We start from the raw sequence: 17589 nt of genomic DNA on the forward strand, positions 1-17589 counted from the left end.
GATATAGTGGCTACATTCGTTCACATATTCGACAGCTTGATTGAAGACTACAAGACTGGAAATTTTGGAACAATTGATGAACATGCGGAACTGCTCGTTGACCAAAGATACGTCGAAAGAACACTGATCACTTGCATACTTTCCAGCACTTGGACTTACGAAAAGGCTATAGACGCCGCTGACATCTTCCTTGCGGAGTTCCGGGAAGGTGACCGGAGCAGCAGCCTTCCTGACGAGGAGACAATCGAATCGCTGTTGCGCAGCCGTCGTATTCGTCACCGGTTCCCGAAATCTAAAGCGCGGCAACTAAAAGCCTCTCTGTCGACTATAGATAGGATGCAGGAGTCGGCGGTCGGATTCTTCGACAAATTTGCGTCGGAAAGGTTAGCTCGCGATTTTGTTTCGACCAACTTTTCTGGACTTGGCTACAAGCAGTCGAGCATGTTCCTTCGAGATATTGGTGTCGCGCGTGAGCTGGCGGTCATTGATATTCACATAATCTGGTTCCTAGAGAATGTGGAGAGTATGACGGTGTCAAATCTCAGCAAGAAGAATTATCTTCTGCTTGAGGATTACCTGAGGGCCTTCAGTGAGAAAATTGGGATCAGCATAAACGCGCTGGATCGGTTGATTTGGATGAGCGTTCGAGAGTTTAGAAAGATGAAGAGGAATAGCGGTTGCGGGATGCAGTATGCCTTGCCTCTGGGGGGCTAGATTCTAACACCTGCCTCTACCTCCTTAAGCAGAATGGTTTCGAGCCATTGCCATTATTTATCGACTACGGTCAGATAAATGCTGCCAGGGAGTTTGACTCCTTGGTCATGGCGTGCGCCGACTTGGCATTGGGCGCACCATTGAAGTTAGATTTTTCGAGCTTCGGTCACCATGTGAAATCGGGCCTCACGGACCCATCGTTGCACATATCTAGGGACGCATTCACTCCGTGTCGCAATCTGCTTTTTATTGTTTCCGCTGCGGCGGTCGCGAGTTCGAGAGGCATAAGTAAAATCGTACTTGGACTGCTCAGTGAGGAAACGATTCTTTTCCCTGATCAAAGCGATAAATTTCTTCAGTCGGCGAGCGGGGCGATCGAGGCAGCGTTAGGTGTGACAATGGAAATACTTACACCTCTGCGCGACTATAGGAAGAAAGATGTCCTGAAGTTGGCGGACCGACTTGGGGTAAAATCCTATTATTCCTGCCATGCAGGAACTATCCCACCGTGCGGAAAATGCATAGCATGCAAAGAATACGAGGAGACTTGATATGGGTGGTGGATCTGGTGGCTCCTATACGCCGATCAATATGGATGCGATTACTGCGGCCGCTAATGAGAGAATTCAGAACGCATTCAAAGAGGATCGCTCCATTCTCTTTGTTTGCAATTCCTATGACCGTGGCGAACTGGAGGCGCGGATTCAGAAGTCAGATGCGTTGAAGAAACGACATTTTGACATTTCGACTGAGGGAGACGTTGAATTGGAGAAGAAGATTGCCGGGTCGTCCTTGGTAATCCTCTTTTCCAATAAAAGTGACGAACACGCGCACATTAACAAAGCGATCGTCGTAGTCGCTTCGCAAAAGAAGCAGGTCATATATGCCAAAGGCGATTTGGCGGAAAGCATCCCGCCGTATGTGGCGCAGTTCCGTATTAGGACAGTAAGCTGGAGCGCACTGCTTGAAATATTGGCCTGACGCGCTCACGAGAACGGATACGCCCGGAGCATCGACGGATGGGCTGCGAGCAGACCCAGCCGAACAATAGTTTGCCTCGCTCTTGCCCTGACCCATCCGCCACGTGGCGCTGGGGAGACGGCACATGCGCACCACCTCCGACACAGTCGCCGCCATCGGCCTCGCCCTCGGCGGCGGCTTCGGCCTTGCCGGCACCTTCGTCGCCAGCGCTCCGCTGCGCGAAACGCTCTGGGCGATCGACGGCGTGGCAATCGTGGTGGCGACGGCGCTGCTGACGATGAAATACCAGCGGCTGGGCAATGATTGCGTTGCCGCGGGGTTCCTCACCTTCCTCGCCGGCGAGAGCTTGATCATTTCAGGCAATGCGGCGGGGCTGGAGGCCAGCGTTCCCTCCTATGTCGGCGGCATCTCGCTGTGGGCGGCGGCGCTCGTCCTGACCGGCGCGGGAAACACTTTTGCGCTCTGGATGCGGCTCACCGGGCTCATCGCCGCCATCCTGTTTGTCGTGACCGTGGCCATGGTGCTGTGGGGCGCGCCCTTGCTGCCGACCTCGGCGCCGCTGCCCGCCGCCGGCTATCCGTTTTTGGTGCTGACCTTTGCCGGCTGGATATGGACGTTGCTGAAGTCGCCGAGGTGATTGACGCGATCCGACGGCTGGCGCCGCATGTGAAGGTTGGCGCTAATCTCCCCCCTCGAGGGGGAGATGTCGCCGAAGGCGACAGAGGGGGTCGCCTCGCGTGAAGCGCTAGCCTCCATCTGCCGCAACAAGGCAACAAGGTTGAGCCCGGTCGGACCGACCCCCTCTGGCCTGCCGGCCATCTCCCCCTCAAGGAGGGAGATTGCCCGCTCGATCGCCTCGCGTCGCCTCTCCGCTCATGCTTTAGTTCCCGTCTCCGATTCGGATACCCCATCATGCTCCGCCTCACCCTTACCGCCCTGCTCCTCGCCACCCCAACCCACGCCGCCGATATGGCGTTCTTCGTCAAGAACCTGCGCAGCCAGGCGGTGGCGGTGGAGTTGTTCAGCCGGGATCGCAAAATGTCGTGGCCGGGCGGCGACCAGGTGTTTCTGATCGAGCCCAGCTCGCAGAAATCGGTGCCGATCTCGTGCAATCCGGGCGAGAATATCTGCTACGGCGCCTGGGTGAACGGCAACGATGCGATTTCGGCCGGGGTGGGGCCGGATAATGACCAGCCTTGCGATACGTGCTGTTTCATCTGTGTGGAGAAAACGACCGAGACGATCGATCTGGTGGAGTGAGGGGCGGGGCGCCGAAGCTGCTGATCTCCCCCCTCGTGGGGGAGATGTCCGGCAGGACAGAGGGGGGCGCGAAGGATCGCCAGCGTATGGATCAGCAAGCCTAAAATTGAAATGACGCGGCTGCAGGAATGAGAGGTCGGCGGGACAGCGCCCCCCTCTGCCTTGCCAGGCATCTCCCCCACGAGGGGGGAGATCAGCAGTTCCGCCAACCTCTCCCAATCCCCCCAAAATCAGTCACCCCCCGCCCTTCAATCTCCGCCGCCATCATGCGATGCTGGCGCTCTCGGCCGGGGGGCCGATTTGCCTCGGGGGAAACACCATGTCTTTCACTTGTCTGCGCCGCGTCGTCGTCGCGCTGTCACTTGCCGCGCTGTTTGCGCCGGCCGCGCACGCCGCCGACATCACCTTCGCCGTCAAGAACAGCCATCCCAACGCCATGCGCCTCGAGCTCTACAGCCAGGACCGCGACTATGTCTGGCCGGGCAACGACAAGGATTTCTATCTCGACGATGGCGAGACCAAGCAGATCCCGGTCTCGTGCGACGAAGGCGAGTCCATCTGCTACGGCGCCTGGGTCGACGGCGACGAGGGAACCTATTGGGGCGTCGGCCCCAACAACAAGGAAAGATGCGAGGATTGCTGCTACACCTGCAATGGCGGCGAGACGGAAGAGATTGAACTGACGCCGTAGGAAGTACAGCCGATCTCCCCCCAAGTGGGGGAGATGTCCGGCAGGACAGAGGGGGGCGCTATAGAGCGCAAGCCTCCGCAGCCACCGGGCATCGTAATGCCGCACACGCCTCTACCGCCTCGACATCGCGCAAACGCCAGATCGATGCGCAAAGTCCTGACGCCAGCCGAACTCAAGCTCTGGAACGAACTTCGTGCCCACCGGCTGATGGGGCTTGGCTTCCGGCGACAATTTCCGATTGCCGCCTACCTCGTCGATTTCGCTTGCCCGGAGAAGAAGCTGGTCATCGAAGTCGATGGCTCCCAGCATGCGGACGCCGGCGCGGCTGCCGGTGATGAAACGCGGACATCGCACCTCGAACAAGATGGCTGGACCGTCCTGCGGTTCTGGAATGACGACGTCATCCGCGACGTCGACAATGTCTGCCAGCATATTGTGATTGCGGCTGGGCTTGGACGCGCATCCTGAACGGTGCTGGGCTTTAGGGCAGGGAAAGGTCGGCGGGACAGCGCCCCCCTCTGGCCTGCCGGCCATCTCCCCCACGAGGGGGGAGATCGGGTTTCCCCGCGGCTTTCGCCAATTAGCCCAGCAATGCCCTCTGCCGCTTCGGCCCGCCCGCCTTGCGCCAGGAATTGAACCGGTGCGTTGCGGCGGCAAACGAGATCTTCATCTGCTGGGCGACCGAGTAGCGCGACTTGCCTTCGTCGAACAGGCGGTAGCAGCATTCGACGCCCTCCTCGGTCAGCTTGCCGTCGGGCGCCTTGTTGTGCGGATTGGCGGGGTCGAATTTTTCGACTTGCTGTTCGACCAGGCCTTTCAGCCGCTGCAAATCGGCCTCGATGCTGGCGATCAGATCGAGGACGGGTTTCGGATCGAAGTGGTCATGCGGCTTTGCCGTCATCTTGCTCATGCCTTTCGCTTGCGTGTCGCGACAATATAGGTGAACATTTGCCGATAATGAAGGGCGCGTTGCAATCCGGCGCTTCAACATTTCTTGACCGGTGATTGACCGCGGAGATTGCAGCGCCTAGTTTAGAATTGTTCTAAACTGGGGTGAATTTCTCATGCTTTCCCGTGTCTTCGGTTTCGGCCGCCGTCCTTTCGAAACGCTGTCGGAACAGGAGATCCTGGCCCTGGCAATTTCATCCGAAGAGGATGACGGGCGCATCTACCGCGCCTATGCCGACGGGCTGGCGGACAGTTTTCCGCAATCGGCGAAAGTGTTCGAGGCGATGGCGGCGGAGGAAGACGGCCATCGCGATTCCCTGATCGAGCTTTACCGCAAACGTTTCGGCGAGCGCATTCCGCTGCTGCGCCGCGAGCACGTGAAAGGCTATTACGAGCGCAAGCCCGACTGGCTGGTGCGGCCGCTCGGCATCGAGCATGTGCGGCGCCAAGCCGAAGAGATGGAGCGGCAGGCCTATCGCTTCTATGTCGAGGCGGCCAAGCGCACCGGCGATGCCTCGACGCGGAAACTACTCGGCGACCTGGCCGCGGCCGAGCAAAGCCATGAGAATTCGGCGCATCGGCTGGAACAGAAACTCGTGCCGGGCGAGGTGAAGGACGAGGAAGCCAGCGCCGAGCAGCGCCAGTTCATCCTGACCTATGTGCAGCCGGGACTGGCCGGGCTGATGGACGGCTCGGTGTCGACGCTGGCGCCGATCTTTGCCGCAGCGTTTGCCACGCACGACACCTGGCAGACGCTGCTGGTTGGCCTCGCCGCCTCGATCGGCGCCGGCATCTCGATGGGCTTTACGGAGGTCGCTTCCGACGATGGCAAATTGTCAGGGCGTGGCTCGCCGATCAAGCGCGGACTGACCGTCGGCATCATGACGACGCTGGGTGGGCTGGGCCACGCGCTGCCTTACATCATCCCGCATTTCTGGACGGCGACGGCGGTGGCGGCCGTGGTGGTGTTCTTCGAACTGTGGGCAATCGCCTTCGTCCAGAACCGCTACATGCAGACCCCGTTCCTGCGCGCGGCGTTTCAGGTGGTGCTGGGCGGGGCGCTGGTGTTTGCGGCCGGGGTGCTGATCGGGAATGCATGAGCGCCAAGCGCCCCCTCACCCAGCCTCCGCTTCGCTCGGCTGACCTCTCCCCGAGGGGAGAGGAGATTTTCGAAGCCTGCGCCAGTCTCTTCTCCCCAGCGGGGAGAAGGTGGCCGCGAAGCGGCCGGATGAGGGGGCCTGGCGCGACGCCGATACCTAGTCACCCATTCACCGCCCTGCTATCCTCTGGCGCCTCGTCCCTCTCCGTCAGCCCGTAATCCCGCAGCACATGCGCAATGCGCAGCCGGTAGCCGGCAAAGATTCCGCCACGGCCGGCCTTTTGCGCCTGCCGGTGCTCTTCCGTGTTGCGCCAGGCTTTCACCGCTTCCTCGTCGCGCCAGAAGGACAGCGACAGCACCCGGTTGGGATCGCCCAGGCTCTGAAAGCGCTCGATCGAGATGAAACCGTCTATGCCGTCGAGCAGCGGCCGCAGTTCCGCAGCGATGCCGAGATAGGCATCGCGCTTTCCCTCACCCGGTTGCACCTCGAAGATGACAGCGATCATATCTCCTCCTTGACCGCGGTCTGGAACAGCTGCCGCGGTCCATGCGGCCCCGACACCAGCTTCAGGAAGATGCGGTCCTCTTTCAAGATGAACTTTTCGCGGCGGGCGAATTCGTAATTGGCCTTGCCCGCCGGATCCGCGGCGAGACGGGCGCGATATGCTTCGTAGGCGGCGAGGCTGTCGATGCTGTAGGCGGCGTAGGCGGTGGTGGCCGAGCCCTCATGCGGGGCGTAGTAGCCGATCAGATCGGCGCCGCAGCGCGGGATCGCCTGGCCCCAGGCCTTGGCATATTGCTCGAAGGCCGGCTTGCCGAACGGGTCGATCTCATAGCGGATGAAGCAGGTGATGGTCATCGTGATCTCCTTGGGTTTCGCATCGATAGTTCGAGCGGCGTCGAAACGTTGTGCCGCAGGGTCTGCTAAGCAAAAGCGCTGGCGGTCAGGCCTGCCAGAAGGATTTTGCGCATTCGCGGCGCACATCCTCACGGGTCAGGCCGAGATCGCGCAGCAGATGGTCGTCGACCTCCGCGAGGTCTAGCCGCTGCAGATGGCGGTCGTACCAGCGGGCGAGCAGCCGCCGTTGCGCCAGGTGACGAATGGAAAAGGCCGGCGGCTGGCGAGTGGGGCGGAAGCGGTTGGCATCGGCGTTCTCCTTGATCCCGCCCGACAATAATGCTTATCTGACGAGAATGCTTCGATGGAGACCTAACTATGCGTGAAGGACCCGACATTGCCCGCATCGCCAGCCTGGTCGGCGATCCGGCGCGGGCAAACATGCTGAATGCGCTGATGGGCGGCACGGCTTTGACGGCCAGCGAACTGGCGCTGGAGGCCGGCGTGTCGCTGCCCACCGCGTCCTCGCATCTGTCGAAACTGATGGAGGGCGGGCTTTTAACTTTGGCCAGCCAGGGACGGCATCGCTATTACGGCCTCGCAGGGCCGCAGGTGGCCGGCATGATCGAGGCGATCACCGGCGTGGCCGAAGCGGTCGGCCCCAAGCGGGTGCGGCCCGGCCCGCGCGACGGCGCCATGCGCGTCGCCCGTGTCTGCTACGACCACCTCGCCGGCGAACATGCGGTGGCGATGCTCGACCGCCTCGTCGCGCGCGGCATCCTGTTGCGCGACGACAATGAGATCAGGCTCGGGGAGATCCGGCCGGGGCAGATCCGGCCGGGGGAGATCAGGCTGGGGCCAGCAGCAGCCTCGCATTTTTCGGCCATCGGCATCGACGTCGGCGCCAAGCCGCGCCGGCCGGTCTGCCGCGCCTGCCTCGACTGGAGCGTGCGCCGCTCGCACCTTGCGGGAACGCTGGGCGCGGCTATTCTGGACAAGATCCTGGCGGAGAAATGGGCAAGGCGGGAGAAGGACAGCCGCGCGGTGGTGTTTTCACCGCCGGGGAAGCAGGCGTTCGAGCGGGTGTTTTTGGCGTAGAGGTTCGGCAGCGCTAATTGGGCGACGCTGGCGGGAACAGCACCCCCCCTCTGGCCTGCCGGCCATCTCCCCCTCAAGGGGGGAGATTACGCGCTCAACAGCTTTCGCCAATCTCGAACATCGTAAAGGTGAGCTGCGCCTCGAAGCTGCCAATCTCCCCCCTTGAGGACAGAGGGGGGTGTGACGGAACGCTTGCGTAGCAGGTGAGGCGCGCGACGCTCACCCCCGCTTCAGCACCTTCGCCTGCTCGAAGAAATCCGCCCACGGATCGGCCTTCTCCAATTCCTTCAGCGTCGTCTTGTCGCCGATCGGGAAGGAATTCGGCGCTAGCCCCTTCTCAACCTCCGCCCACGTCACCGGTACCGAGACCGTCGCGCCCTTCTTGGCGCGGGAAGAGTAGGGCGCGACGGTGGTCGAGCCCCTGCCATTGCGCAGATAGTCGACGAAGATTTTTCCGGTGCGCGCCTTTTTCGACAGCGTCGCCGTGTAGCGGTCGGGCGCGGCCTGCTCCAGCGCCTTGGCGAAATCATGCGAGAAGGTTTTGACCGCCTCCCAATCCGCCGACGGCTTCAGCGGCACCAGCACGTGATAGCCCTTGCCGCCTGACGGCTTGACGAAATTCGGCAGCGACAGATCGTCGAGCTTGCCTCTGATGTCGAGCGCGGCCTCGCGCACCGCCTTGACGTCGACGCCTTCGTCGGGATCGAGATCGAAGATGATCTGATCCGGCTTTTCCAGCTCATCGATCTTGCAGCCCCAGATGTGGACCTCGACCACGCCGTACTGGACCAGAGCGGCAAGGCCGTCGAAATCGCGGATGAACAGGATTTCCTCGCCATCGGTCGGGTCCTTCATGCGGGCAATCTTGTCGCTCATGCCGGCCGAAGCATGTTTCTGGAAGAAGCGCGGACCGCCGATGCCATCCGGCGCCCTGACCAGGCTGAGCGGCCGGTTGACGATGAACTGCTCCATGCGCGGCCAGACCAGCGCGTAGTGTTCGAGCAAGTCCTGCTTGGATATTTTTTCCTCGGGCCACAGCAGCTTGTCAGGATGGGATAGTTTTACGCTGGTCGTGATCGTCGCGGGCGCCTTAGCCCCGGCGGCCTTGCCGGCGCCGCCTGCCGCCGGCTTTGCCTTGTTTGCCGCCTTCGATGGCTTTTCCTGCACGACTTCCTCCGCCGGCTTGTCCTCGCGCAGTCCCTGGAACGACGCGTGGCGTATTATACGGTCCGAGGTCCAGCTGCGGAACTCCACTTCGCCGACAAGTTCGGGCCTGACCCAGACCAAACCCTTGCCCTTTGGCACCGCGGCGGCAAACGGCGAGGCGTCTGCCTTCAGCGCATCGAGTTTTTTCTTCAAATCGGTGGCGCTCCTGGCTGTGAAGCCCGTGCCGACGCGGCCGGCATAGTGGAGCTTGCCGCCCTCGTGGTAGCCGACCAGCAGCGAACGCAGGCCGCGGCCGGTCTTGTCCGAGGGCAGATACCCGCCGATCACGAATTCCTGGCGGGCCGTGCATTTCGACTTCACCCAGCTTGGGCCACGGCCGCTGCGGTAGGGCGCATCGGCGCGCTTGGAGACGATGCCTTCAAGGCCCATGCGGCAGGCGTGCTGCAGCATGATCTTGCCGGGCTCGGCGAAATGGTCGCTGAAGCGGACGGGGGCATTTTCGGCCGTCTCGCCGAGCAGCTCCTGCAGCGCCTGCTTGCGCTCGACCAGCGGCTCGCGGCGCAAATCGTTGCCGTCAAGCCGCATAAGGTCGAACACATAGTAGGTGAAGCGGTCGGTTCGATTGGCGGAGAGATCCTGCTGAAGCAGCGAGAAAGACGAAACGCCGCTGTCGGCGAGCACGACGATCTCGCCGTCGATGATGGCGTCGCTGCATTTCAGCTGGGCCAGTTCCGCGACGATCTCAGGGCCGAATTTCTCCGTCCAGTCGAGGCCGGTGCGGGTCAGCAGCCGCACCTCCGTGCCGGCGATCTGCGCCTGCATGCGGTAGCCGTCGAATTTGACCTCATGCAGCCAGTCCTCGCCGGGCGGCGCCTCGCGCTCCAGCGTCGCCAGTTGCGGCTCGACGAAGTCGAGGCGCTTGCCGGCTTTCGCCTTGCTGGATGCCGCAGGCTTGTTGGAGTGCCAGACCTTCGGCTTCTTGCCGTCGGCGGTCTTGCCTTCCGCGACCTCTTCGATGGTCAGGCCGGACTTCACCGATTTCGGTGCGTCCTTCAGGATATCCTCGCCGGGGCGGGCGGCGGCATCGTCGGATTTGATCAGCAGCCAGTTGTCGCGCTTTTCGCCAGGGCGGGGTCTTAACCTGACCAGATGCCACCGCCCATTCAGCTTCTGGCCGTTGAGTTCGAAGTCGATATGGCCCTTCTTCATCGCCTTGGCGGGGTCGATCTCTGGCGTCCATGTGCCTTCGTCCCAGACGATGACGGTGCCGCCGCCATACTCGCCCTTGGGAATGGTGCCCTCGAAGCCGGCATAGTCGATCGGGTGGTCCTCGACATGCACGGCCAGCCGCTTTTCGTGCGGGTCGAGGCTCGGGCCTCGCGTCACCGCCCAGCTCCACAACACGCCCTCATGCTCGAGGCGGAAATCATAGTGCAGCCTGGTCGCGTCGTGCTTCTGGACGACGAAGATGCCGCCGGGCTGCTTGCCGCGCGCGACCTTGCCCCCCGGCTCGGCCGTCTTCTTGAAATCGCGCTTGGACTGATATTGTTCGAGGCTGGCCACGGCGCCGACCCTCAAGCCGACTTGCGCTTGGGCGCAGAAGCTTTCGCCTTGCCGCTTTTTGCCGCCGGCTTGGCCTTCTTCGCCGAGACTTCCGCCTGGCCGCCATCGGACAGGCTCTTCTTCAGCGCGTCGAACAGATTGACGACATTGGACGGCTTGGGCGCGGCCTGCGCTTTCGGAGCCTTCTTTCCGGCCTTCTTGGCGCGGATCAGTTCGAGCAGCGCGTCCTCAAACTTGTCCTCGAATGTCGACGGATCGAACTTCCCCTTCTTCTTGTCGATGATGCGTTCGGCCATATCGGTCATCTCCTGGTCGGTCTTCACCGCCTTGATGTCGCCGAAGATGCTCTCCGGCTCCCGCACCGTGTTGCCGTAGCGCAAGGTGGTCAGCACCATGCCTTTGCCGCGCGGCTCGATGACCACGGGCCGCTCGCGGCTATAGAGCACGACGCGCGCCAGCCCGGCCATCTTCTTGTCCGCCATGGCATCGCGGATGACGGCAAAGGCCTCCTCCGACACCTTGTCGGCGGGCGTGACATAATAGGGCGTGTCGAGATAGATCTGCTCTATCGAGGCTTTGTCGACGAAGCCATCCAGCGCCATCGTGTGCGAGGACTCGATCTGCACCGCTTCGATCTCTTCGTCCTCGACATAGACGAACTCACCGGGGCTCACCTCATAGCCCCTGATCTCGTCGCCATCGCCCAGCGGCTTGCCGGTTTCAGAATCGACATAGATGCGCTTGACCGTGTTGCCGGTCTTGCGGTTGAGCACCCGGAACGAAACTTTTTCGGCGTGGGTGACGACGTTGGTCAGTTCGACAGCGCAGGTGACCAGCGACAGTTTCAGATAGCCCTTCCAGGCGGGGCGAGGTGCCATGGCGAACTCCTGCGCGATGCGGTTCAAGCGAGAACGGGCAAGGCCCGTTCCGGTTCCGGGCGCGCAGCCAGGGGCATTTCGGCAGCGAGCATGGAAATTTCGAGAGGCTCGCCAAATCTGAAACAGAACCGCGCTCAAGCGACATCCATACGAAACATATGTGATGCAAAAGTCACAATGCCGGAAATGGCGACGAACCACACCGAAAGACCCCCAAACAGCCGCATTCCGGCCACGAAGCATGGGGTTTTCGACCAAAGATTAACATCGTGTTCACCGACTATTCACGCCTCGACGCTATGATCCCCGCAATCGGACGGGACATCCGAAATCGGGACAGGGACTTGAGTAAAATGAAATTCTGGGGCCACATCGCCGGCTATGCCGCCGCCATCCGTGAGTTCATCGCGCCGACCTATCGGCCGGAGCGCTACTACATGCGCGGCCCGGGTCCGGCCTGCGCCCGTCGCGGCAGCTCGCTCGGCGCGCATTGATCATGACATTCGAAACGCGTCACGACAGCCGGATCTGCAGACCGGAGGCCGATCCCCGCGCAACCACCTATCGCGCCGAGCGCCCCGCGCTGGCCGCGAGAAGCCGTGCGACAACGCCGCGGCTTTGATCCCGCTGCCGGCGGGCTTAGTGTCTGAAGACACAAGCTGCCGGACGTCCCGTGACTTCTTCTCCTGAACCCTTCGATGCCAGCCAACCATTGATCGTTTTCGACGGCGTCTGCGTGCTGTGCTCGGGCTTCGTACGCACGGTGGTCGGGCTCGACCGCAAAAACCGCTTCCGCTTCGCCACGGCGCAGTCGCCCTTCGGCGAGGCGCTGTTCCAGAGATACGGGCTGCGCACCGACAGCTACGAGACCAATCTGGTCCTTGTCGGCGGCGCTCCCTTCATGCGGCTGGACAGTTTCATCGCGGTGATGGCCGAACTCGGCTGGCCGTGGCGGGCGGCGAAGGCCCTGCTGCTCATCCCGCGCCCCTTGCGTGACTGGCTCTACGAACGCATCGCCAAAAACCGCTACGCCATGTTCGGCCGCAAGGACAGTTGCGAGATCCTGTCCGCCGCGATACGTGCGCGCGTGATCGGCTAATCGCCTGTCACCCAAAAGTGACCTCGGTTCCGGGAAAACGACATACGCAAAAAGAGCGGCGCCATGAGGCTTCTGGTCGTTGGCGGCTATGGCATTTTCGGCGGCCGCATCGTGCAATTGCTGGAGAGCGAGCCACGCCTGATCCTGCTCGTCGCCGGGCGCTCACTGGCCAAAGCCGAGGCCTGGTGCAAAACCCGCACCGGCGCGGCGCCGCCGCTCGTGCCGACGCGCTTCGATCGCAACGGCGACGTCGCGCAAGGCCGGCCTGTTCGTTCGCGCCTCAGTCCGGCAGCGCCGCGACGGCGACGATCTCGATGACGATGTCTGCCTGGGCAAGCGCTGCGACGCCGATTACCTCCGAAGGCGGCGGATTGTTGTCGCTGCAATGCTTCGGACAATGCTCGGCGAAAAGCGCGTCCAGCACGTCGAGACGAAAATTAGGCGAGCTGAGGACGCCGCCGTCGGGAAATGGCCCTTTGACGAAAAAGGTCAGCCTGATGAGATGGTCGAGCCCGCTGCCAAGTTCTTCCAGATCCGATTTGATGTTGCCGAGAACTTCCCGCCACTGCGCCGCGGCATCGCCGGCGAAGCCGCCACCCTTCTTGCCGGCCGGATCGTAGTCAGCCGATGTCGCGGTGTTGCCGCAGAGATAGACGGTGCCTTTCGCACCGCTGACGACCGTGCCTTTGCCCCATGGCATCAACCGGCCGTTCTTGAATTTCTTGTGGGTCACGAGTTCCATTCTCTTCTCCCACGCCTCGTGTGACGTGCCCGCCAACGACAGAGGATAGTGCTGTGCGGAGCCACGGCCAGTCCGCTGCCGGTCATCCGCCAGCAGACGAAGGAACATCTGGTCCTTGCGAAATCTCCTGGCGGAGGCGAAAGTTTTTTCTGAAGCCTGTCGAAATCGGCCGCCGCCGCGCGACATACGTCTGGCCCCGCTAGGACGCGGCCTTCGAAACCACGGGAGAAGACCCATGCGATACATGCTTTTGATCAACAGCGACGAAGCCGCGCAGGCGAACACGCCAATCGAGAAGGCTCAGCAGATGAGCGCAGCATATGCCGCCTATACCGAAGCGTTGAAGAAATCCGGCGCATGGCTCGCCGGCGAACGGTTGCGCCCGACCCAGGCGACCACCTCGGTGCGGATCACAGACGGCAAGACCAACGTGATCGACGGCCCCTATGCCGACACCAAGGAGCAGCTTGCCGGCTTCTACATGATCGAGGCGGCCGATATCGATACCGCCATCGAGTGGGCGGCGCGCTGTCCGGCGGCGAGCGCCGGCACGGTCGAGTTGCGGCCGATCTGGGAAATGGCCGACTACATGCCCAAGAAATGAAACCGTGATGGACAATCGCCCGGAGATCGCGCGGGCGGCGGCCGAAGCGGCCGCCCGGCAGAGTTACGGCAAGCTGGTCGCCTGGCTAGCGGCGCGCACCCGCGACGTGGCCGGCGCCGAGGACGCGCTGGCCGAGGCCTTCGCCGCGGCGCTGGAGCGCTGGCCACAGACCGGCGTGCCCGACAAGCCGGAAGCATGGCTGCTGGCCGTGGCGCGCCGGCGGCGCGTCGACGCGGTGCGCCGTCGGCTGACCAGCGAGGCGAGCCGCGACCATCTCAAGCTGATGGCCGAGGAGATGGAGGCGAGCATGGAAGACGAAGACCTTCCCGACGAACGTCTCAGGCTGATGTTTGCCTGTGCGCATCCGGCGATCGAAGCCAGCGTGCGGGCGCCGCTGATCCTGCAGACGGTTCTGGGTTTCGACGCGGCGACGATCGCCTCGGCCTTCCTGGTTTCGCCGGCGACGATGGGCCAGCGTCTGGTGCGCGCCAAGAGCCGCATCCGCGAGATCGGCATTCCGTTCCGCGTGCCGGATCGCGCCGAACTCGGCGAGCGGCTGGGAACGGTGCTGGAAGCGATCTACGCGGCTTTCGCCGAAGGCTGGACCGACCCGGCAGGGACCGAGACGAGAGCGCGCAATCTGGCGACCGAAGGCATCTGGCTCGGGCGGCTGGTGGCATCGCTGATGCCGGACGAACCGGAAGCGCTCGGCCTGCTGGCGCTGATGCTGTTTGCCGAGGCGCGCCGCCCGGCGCGGCGCGATGCGGCTGGAGATTATGTGCCGCTCGCCGAACAGGATTGCCGTCTTTGGGATCACGCGCTGATCGACGAAGCCGAGGCGCTGCTGGGCCACGCCGCCACCATGGGCGTCATCGGCCGCTACCAGCTCGAAGCGGCGGTACAATCGGTGCATGCGACGCGGCGACGGACCGGCCAAACCGATTGGGCGGCGATCCGTAACTTCTACGATGCGCTGTCGGCGATATCAGGCTCGCCGGTGATTTCGATCAACCGCGCCGTGGCGATTGCCGAGGCCGAAGGGGCGGCGGCAGGACTGGCGGCGCTCTACGTGCTGGGCGACGACAAGCGGCTCAACGACTATCAGCCCTATTGGGCCGCTCGCGCCGGCCTGCTGGCCAGGCTCGGCAATGCGGCGCAAGCGGTCGAAGCCTATGACCGGGCGATCGGCCTTGAACGCGACCCCGCCGTGCGCCGCTTCCTGCAGGCGAAACGGGCGATCCTGCGAAATTGAAGCGTCCGTTCAGGCCGGCCACATCTCATGCGTGGTGTTGAGCCGTTTCATCAGCGGATGCGCGCGCAGCGCCGACCATAAGCGTTCGATGTTCGGCCAGTCGGCTCGCGCCTTGTCCATATCGGGGTGCCAGGCCACCAGCATGACGAGGTAGACGTCGGCCAGCGACATCGCGTCGCCGACCAGCCAGCCGCGCCCCTCGAGGGCTGCATCGACAATGGCGAAGCCGCGGTCCATCTCGGCAATGGCTGCCTGCTTGACGGCTTTCTTGCCGTCGGCATCGGTGGTGTAGCGATGGGCATAGTAGAGGCGCAGGATGGCGGGGTAGAGCACCGATGACATGAACGCCATCCAGCGCAGGAAACCGGCGCGATCCGGCGATCCGGCGGCCGGCGCCAGACCCGCCTCCGGATGGCGCTCGGCAAGCAGGATGCAGATCGCCGCCGATTCGGTTATCGATTGACCGTTGGGCAAGGTCAGCACCGGAACCTGGTTCAACGGGCTGATGTCGAGGAAAGCCGGGTCCGGCGGATCCTTCTTCGGCACGTCGATCTGGTCGAATTGCGCGTTTGCCAGCGCCAATGCGGCCTCGACGACAAAACCGCCGCTGCCTGGGCGCGTGTAAAGCTTGTACATGTGATTCTCCCCCTGCCCGCGCGAAGCAGGCCGGGGCGATTTGACCCTGAAGCCGCCTCCCGCTCAAGCCGGTGGCGGACGCCACGGCCGGGTTTTCTGCGGTCCAGCCATGAGACTTCCGATGTCGGAGGGACAGCACCCCCGATGCCCGGCAGGGCAGAGGGGGGTGCGAAGGATCGCCGCCTATCCAGTTAAGACGTTAAGCCCCCAGCCCGTCGAACAGGATCGTCGACAGATAGCGCTCGGCGAAGGACGGGATGATCACCACTAGGTTCTTGCCCTTGTTCTCCGGCCGCGACCCGACGGCGATGGCGGCCTGCAGGGCAGCGCCCGACGAGATGCCGACCGGCACGCCTTCAAGGCGGGCGACGAGGCGGGCGTTGGCGACCGAATCCTCGTTGGAGACCTTGACGATCTCGTCATAGATCGAGGTGTCGAGGATCTTGGGCGCAAAGCCGGCGCCGATGCCCTGGATCTTGTGCGGGCCGGGCTGGCCGCCCGACAGCACCGGCGAGGCCTCCGGCTCGACGGCGACGACATGCACCGAGGGCTTGCGTTGCTTCAGCACCTGGCCGACGCCGGTGATCGTGCCGCCGGTACCGATGCCGGCGACGAAGATGTCGACCCCGCCATCGGTGTCGTTCCAGATCTCCTCAGCGGTGGTGCGGCGGTGGATCTCCGGGTTGGCCGGGTTTTCGAACTGCTGCGGGATGACGGCGTCGGGCAAGGTGGCGGCCAGCTCGTCCGCCTTGGCGATGGCGCCCTTCATGCCTTTCGGCCCTTCCGTCAGCACCAGTTCGGCGCCGAGCAGCGCCAGCATCTTGCGGCGCTCCACCGACATGGTTTCGGGCATGGTCAGGATCAGCTTGTAGCCCTTGGCGGCAGCGGCGAAGGCGAGCGCGATACCGGTATTCCCGGAGGTCGGCTCGATCAGCGTCGTCTTGCCGGGTTTGATCCGGCCCGACGCTTCCAGCGCCTCGATCATCGAAACGCCGATGCGGTCCTTGACCGAGGCGATCGGATTGAAGAATTCGAGCTTGGCAAGAAGGTTGGCAACGACGCCCTTCTCCTTGGCGAACTTGTCGAGCCGCACCAGCGGCGTGTCGCCGATCGTCTCGGTGATCGAGTTGTAGACACGGCCGCGGCCGGGCACGCGCGCGGAAGGCTTGTTCATTGGTTTCGCTCCCAAATCAGATCAGGCAATTGGCGTCGGCGGACAGAATAAGGCTTTCGCCCGCGCAAGATAGGCTGCCGGCCGAAAATATCGAGTGGGCCGCTTGCTGAAAACGCTTGCCTTCCGAAGCCGCATTTCCGGATGGACCGATCGGCGGAATGAATTGCCTGAACCGATCTACTGACGTGCGGCAATGGCTGCGGCCGCGCCCACCATGAAGCCAGCGGCGGTGCGGTTCAGCGCCTTCAGCGCGCGCGGCGATTTCAGGAACCAGCGCGCCTTGGCGGCCAGCGCCAGATAGGGCACAAGCACCACGAAGAGCACGATAACGGTGAGCGCGACCAGGATGCCGTAGTCGGCGAGCGTGATGGTCTTCAGGTCGACGATGGTCGGCGTGATGGCGAGGTAGAAGATCATCGTCTTCGGGTTGCCCAGCGTGACGGTGAGGCCGGCAAGGAAGCTCGATACCAGGCCGCCCTTGCCTTTCCTGGCCTCGACAGTCTCGGGCGTGATCCCGGCCGTCCAGAAACGCCAGCCGAGGAAGGCGAGATAGGCGACGCCCAGCCATTTGATGACGAGAAACACCATGCCGAAGCTTTGCGCGACAAAGGCAAGGCCGAGCACCACCGCGGTGAGATAAATGAGGTCGCCGAGCATCAGGCCGAACGACATCGCCAGCGACGAGCGGAAGCCGGATCCGAGCGCCCGCGCCACAAGCGCGGTGACGCCGGGGCCGGGAATGGCGGCGGCGATGCCCAGCGCAGCACTATAGGCAAGGAAGCCGGTGAGGGTCATGACGGTCGCACCTCGTGAAACGACTCTGATGCCATGAAAAGCCTGCAACG

General features: G+C 63.0%; 24 protein-coding genes. 14 read left to right on the plus strand and 10 right to left on the minus strand.

Features of this window, described 5'->3' with window-relative positions; genetic code table 11:
• Nucleotides 1-6: 6 nt before the first annotated feature.
• The 7 genes from NLY42_RS07360 to NLY42_RS07385 all read left to right on the plus strand — a co-directional run bounded on the left by NLY42_RS07360 (nt 7) and on the right by NLY42_RS07385 (nt 4114).
• On the plus strand, nt 7-714 hold the full coding sequence (locus NLY42_RS07360) for an 8-oxoguanine DNA glycosylase (RefSeq protein ID WP_023756475.1): 708 nt from the start codon (nt 7-9) through the stop codon (nt 712-714).
• On the plus strand, nt 678-1265 hold the full coding sequence (locus tag NLY42_RS31790) for a 7-cyano-7-deazaguanine synthase (RefSeq protein WP_023755320.1): 588 nt from the start codon (nt 678-680) through the stop codon (nt 1263-1265). Before NLY42_RS07360 ends, NLY42_RS31790 begins: the two co-directional genes overlap by 37 nt.
• A 1-nt stretch (nt 1266) precedes the next feature.
• On the plus strand, nt 1267-1695 hold the full coding sequence (locus NLY42_RS07365; protein WP_031244753.1) for a hypothetical protein: 429 nt from the start codon (nt 1267-1269) through the stop codon (nt 1693-1695).
• Between the two features lie 124 nt (nt 1696-1819).
• Nucleotides 1820-2332, plus strand: a complete 513-nt coding sequence (locus tag NLY42_RS07370) for a hypothetical protein (protein ID WP_023755318.1) — start codon at nt 1820-1822, stop codon at nt 2330-2332.
• A 275-nt stretch (nt 2333-2607) separates the two neighbouring features.
• Nucleotides 2608-2955, plus strand: a complete 348-nt coding sequence (locus NLY42_RS07375; protein ID WP_023755317.1) for a hypothetical protein — start codon at nt 2608-2610, stop codon at nt 2953-2955.
• Nucleotides 2956-3274: 319 nt separating this feature from the next.
• Complete coding sequence (locus NLY42_RS07380) at nt 3275-3646, plus strand: hypothetical protein (protein ID WP_023681251.1); 372 nt, start codon at nt 3275-3277, stop codon at nt 3644-3646.
• Between the two features lie 96 nt (nt 3647-3742).
• A complete protein-coding gene (locus NLY42_RS07385) occupies nt 3743-4114 on the plus strand; it encodes an endonuclease domain-containing protein (RefSeq protein WP_023755316.1) in 372 nt (123 codons plus the stop codon).
• Between the two features lie 112 nt (nt 4115-4226).
• Here the strand turns inward: NLY42_RS07385 and NLY42_RS07390 are convergent, their stop codons facing one another.
• On the minus strand, nt 4227-4547 hold the full coding sequence (locus tag NLY42_RS07390) for a hypothetical protein (RefSeq protein WP_023681249.1): 321 nt from the start codon (nt 4545-4547) through the stop codon (nt 4227-4229).
• Between the two features lie 163 nt (nt 4548-4710).
• On the opposite strand from NLY42_RS07390, the gene mbfA reads away from it, so the two are divergent.
• The gene (gene mbfA / locus NLY42_RS07395) at nt 4711-5694 is read left to right on the plus strand and encodes an iron exporter MbfA (protein ID WP_023728761.1); all 984 of its coding nucleotides are present in this window, start codon (nt 4711-4713) and stop codon (nt 5692-5694) included.
• A 160-nt stretch (nt 5695-5854) separates the two neighbouring features.
• Here the strand turns inward: mbfA and NLY42_RS07400 are convergent, their stop codons facing one another.
• From NLY42_RS07400 to NLY42_RS07410, 3 genes are all read right to left on the minus strand, one after another.
• A complete protein-coding gene (locus NLY42_RS07400) occupies nt 5855-6199 on the minus strand; it encodes an antibiotic biosynthesis monooxygenase family protein (RefSeq protein WP_023755315.1) in 345 nt (114 codons plus the stop codon).
• Nucleotides 6196-6552, minus strand: a complete 357-nt coding sequence (locus NLY42_RS07405; RefSeq protein ID WP_023692959.1) for an NIPSNAP family protein — start codon at nt 6550-6552, stop codon at nt 6196-6198. The genes NLY42_RS07400 and NLY42_RS07405 overlap by 4 nt, the downstream gene beginning before the upstream one ends.
• Nucleotides 6553-6637: 85 nt before the next feature.
• Nucleotides 6638-6868, minus strand: a complete 231-nt coding sequence (locus NLY42_RS07410; RefSeq protein WP_023755314.1) for a DUF1127 domain-containing protein — start codon at nt 6866-6868, stop codon at nt 6638-6640.
• A gap of 41 nt (nt 6869-6909) precedes the next feature.
• Between NLY42_RS07410 and NLY42_RS07415 the strand changes: the two genes are divergently transcribed.
• The gene (locus NLY42_RS07415) at nt 6910-7629 is read left to right on the plus strand and encodes an ArsR/SmtB family transcription factor (RefSeq protein ID WP_023755313.1); all 720 of its coding nucleotides are present in this window, start codon (nt 6910-6912) and stop codon (nt 7627-7629) included.
• Between the two features lie 219 nt (nt 7630-7848).
• Here the strand turns inward: NLY42_RS07415 and ligD are convergent, their stop codons facing one another.
• Entirely contained in the window at nt 7849-10359 is a 2511-nt protein-coding gene (gene ligD / locus NLY42_RS07420; protein WP_023687542.1) for a DNA ligase D, read from the minus strand.
• An 11-nt stretch (nt 10360-10370) separates the two neighbouring features.
• Nucleotides 10371-11237 carry a non-homologous end joining protein Ku gene (gene ku / locus NLY42_RS07425; RefSeq protein ID WP_023687543.1) on the minus strand — a complete coding sequence of 289 codons (867 nt, stop codon included), beginning with the start codon at nt 11235-11237 and terminating at the stop codon, nt 10371-10373.
• A 344-nt stretch (nt 11238-11581) separates the two neighbouring features.
• Between ku and NLY42_RS07430 the strand changes: the two genes are divergently transcribed.
• The 3 genes from NLY42_RS07430 (at nt 11582) to NLY42_RS07440 (ending at nt 12654) form a co-directional block, all read left to right on the plus strand.
• Nucleotides 11582-11731 carry a hypothetical protein gene (locus NLY42_RS07430; RefSeq protein WP_196813601.1) on the plus strand — a complete coding sequence of 50 codons (150 nt, stop codon included), beginning with the start codon at nt 11582-11584 and terminating at the stop codon, nt 11729-11731.
• Nucleotides 11732-11910: 179 nt separating this feature from the next.
• Nucleotides 11911-12336 (plus strand): thiol-disulfide oxidoreductase DCC family protein, encoded by a 426-nt coding sequence (locus NLY42_RS07435; RefSeq protein WP_031199395.1) that lies wholly within the window; start codon nt 11911-11913, stop codon nt 12334-12336.
• Between the two features lie 63 nt (nt 12337-12399).
• A complete protein-coding gene (locus tag NLY42_RS07440; protein ID WP_023744857.1) occupies nt 12400-12654 on the plus strand; it encodes a hypothetical protein in 255 nt (84 codons plus the stop codon).
• Here NLY42_RS07440 and NLY42_RS07445 read toward each other — a convergent pair.
• Nucleotides 12617-13078 carry a RidA family protein gene (locus NLY42_RS07445; protein ID WP_023755312.1) on the minus strand — a complete coding sequence of 154 codons (462 nt, stop codon included), beginning with the start codon at nt 13076-13078 and terminating at the stop codon, nt 12617-12619. The two genes, NLY42_RS07440 and NLY42_RS07445, sit on opposite strands and share 38 nt — an antisense overlap.
• Nucleotides 13079-13313: 235 nt before the next feature.
• On the opposite strand from NLY42_RS07445, the gene NLY42_RS07450 reads away from it, so the two are divergent.
• Both NLY42_RS07450 and NLY42_RS07455 read left to right on the plus strand, forming a co-directional pair.
• Entirely contained in the window at nt 13314-13682 is a 369-nt protein-coding gene (locus NLY42_RS07450; protein WP_023744856.1) for a YciI family protein, read from the plus strand.
• A gap of 7 nt (nt 13683-13689) precedes the next feature.
• Nucleotides 13690-14934, plus strand: a complete 1245-nt coding sequence (locus NLY42_RS07455) for an RNA polymerase sigma factor (protein ID WP_286489111.1) — start codon at nt 13690-13692, stop codon at nt 14932-14934.
• Nucleotides 14935-14943: 9 nt separating this feature from the next.
• On the opposite strand, the gene NLY42_RS07460 is transcribed toward NLY42_RS07455, so the two are convergent.
• The 3 genes from NLY42_RS07460 to NLY42_RS07470 all read right to left on the minus strand — a co-directional run bounded on the left by NLY42_RS07460 (nt 14944) and on the right by NLY42_RS07470 (nt 17539).
• On the minus strand, nt 14944-15570 hold the full coding sequence (locus NLY42_RS07460) for a glutathione S-transferase family protein (protein WP_023755939.1): 627 nt from the start codon (nt 15568-15570) through the stop codon (nt 14944-14946).
• Nucleotides 15571-15769: 199 nt separating this feature from the next.
• Nucleotides 15770-16744: a cysteine synthase A gene (cysK, locus tag NLY42_RS07465; RefSeq protein ID WP_023672045.1), complete on the minus strand. Its 975-nt coding sequence runs from the start codon at nt 16742-16744 to the stop codon at nt 15770-15772.
• 177 nt (nt 16745-16921) lie between these two features.
• Nucleotides 16922-17539, minus strand: a complete 618-nt coding sequence (locus NLY42_RS07470) for a LysE family translocator (protein WP_023692951.1) — start codon at nt 17537-17539, stop codon at nt 16922-16924.
• Nucleotides 17540-17589: the final 50 nt, after the last annotated feature.

This window comes from Mesorhizobium sp. C372A (assembly GCF_030323245.1).
In the GTDB taxonomy this organism is placed as follows: Bacteria; Pseudomonadota; Alphaproteobacteria; order Rhizobiales; family Rhizobiaceae; genus Mesorhizobium.

What these genes read in the sequence shown, in the direction of transcription:
- NLY42_RS07365 (WP_031244753.1), top strand. Translation starts at nt 1,267, where the DNA reads ATGGGTGGTGGATCTGGTGGCTCCTATACGCCGATCAATATGGATGCG.
- NLY42_RS07370 (WP_023755318.1), top strand. Translation starts at nt 1,820, where the DNA reads ATGCGCACCACCTCCGACACAGTCGCCGCCATCGGCCTCGCCCTCGGC.
- NLY42_RS07375 (WP_023755317.1), top strand. Translation starts at nt 2,608, where the DNA reads ATGCTCCGCCTCACCCTTACCGCCCTGCTCCTCGCCACCCCAACCCAC.
- NLY42_RS07380 (WP_023681251.1), top strand. Translation starts at nt 3,275, where the DNA reads ATGTCTTTCACTTGTCTGCGCCGCGTCGTCGTCGCGCTGTCACTTGCC.
- NLY42_RS07385 (WP_023755316.1), top strand. Translation starts at nt 3,743, where the DNA reads ATGCCGCACACGCCTCTACCGCCTCGACATCGCGCAAACGCCAGATCG.
- NLY42_RS07390 (WP_023681249.1), bottom strand. Translation starts at nt 4,547, where the DNA reads ATGACGGCAAAGCCGCATGACCACTTCGATCCGAAACCCGTCCTCGAT.
- mbfA (WP_023728761.1), top strand. Translation starts at nt 4,711, where the DNA reads ATGCTTTCCCGTGTCTTCGGTTTCGGCCGCCGTCCTTTCGAAACGCTG.
- NLY42_RS07400 (WP_023755315.1), bottom strand. Translation starts at nt 6,199, where the DNA reads ATGATCGCTGTCATCTTCGAGGTGCAACCGGGTGAGGGAAAGCGCGAT.
- NLY42_RS07405 (WP_023692959.1), bottom strand. Translation starts at nt 6,552, where the DNA reads ATGACCATCACCTGCTTCATCCGCTATGAGATCGACCCGTTCGGCAAG.
- NLY42_RS07415 (WP_023755313.1), top strand. Translation starts at nt 6,910, where the DNA reads ATGCGTGAAGGACCCGACATTGCCCGCATCGCCAGCCTGGTCGGCGAT.
- ku (WP_023687543.1), bottom strand. Translation starts at nt 11,237, where the DNA reads ATGGCACCTCGCCCCGCCTGGAAGGGCTATCTGAAACTGTCGCTGGTC.
- NLY42_RS07440 (WP_023744857.1), top strand. Translation starts at nt 12,400, where the DNA reads ATGAGGCTTCTGGTCGTTGGCGGCTATGGCATTTTCGGCGGCCGCATC.
- NLY42_RS07445 (WP_023755312.1), bottom strand. Translation starts at nt 13,078, where the DNA reads ATGGAACTCGTGACCCACAAGAAATTCAAGAACGGCCGGTTGATGCCA.
- NLY42_RS07450 (WP_023744856.1), top strand. Translation starts at nt 13,314, where the DNA reads ATGCGATACATGCTTTTGATCAACAGCGACGAAGCCGCGCAGGCGAAC.
- NLY42_RS07455 (WP_286489111.1), top strand. Translation starts at nt 13,690, where the DNA reads ATGGACAATCGCCCGGAGATCGCGCGGGCGGCGGCCGAAGCGGCCGCC.
- NLY42_RS07460 (WP_023755939.1), bottom strand. Translation starts at nt 15,570, where the DNA reads ATGTACAAGCTTTACACGCGCCCAGGCAGCGGCGGTTTTGTCGTCGAG.
- cysK (WP_023672045.1), bottom strand. Translation starts at nt 16,744, where the DNA reads ATGAACAAGCCTTCCGCGCGCGTGCCCGGCCGCGGCCGTGTCTACAAC.
- NLY42_RS07470 (WP_023692951.1), bottom strand. Translation starts at nt 17,539, where the DNA reads ATGACCCTCACCGGCTTCCTTGCCTATAGTGCTGCGCTGGGCATCGCC.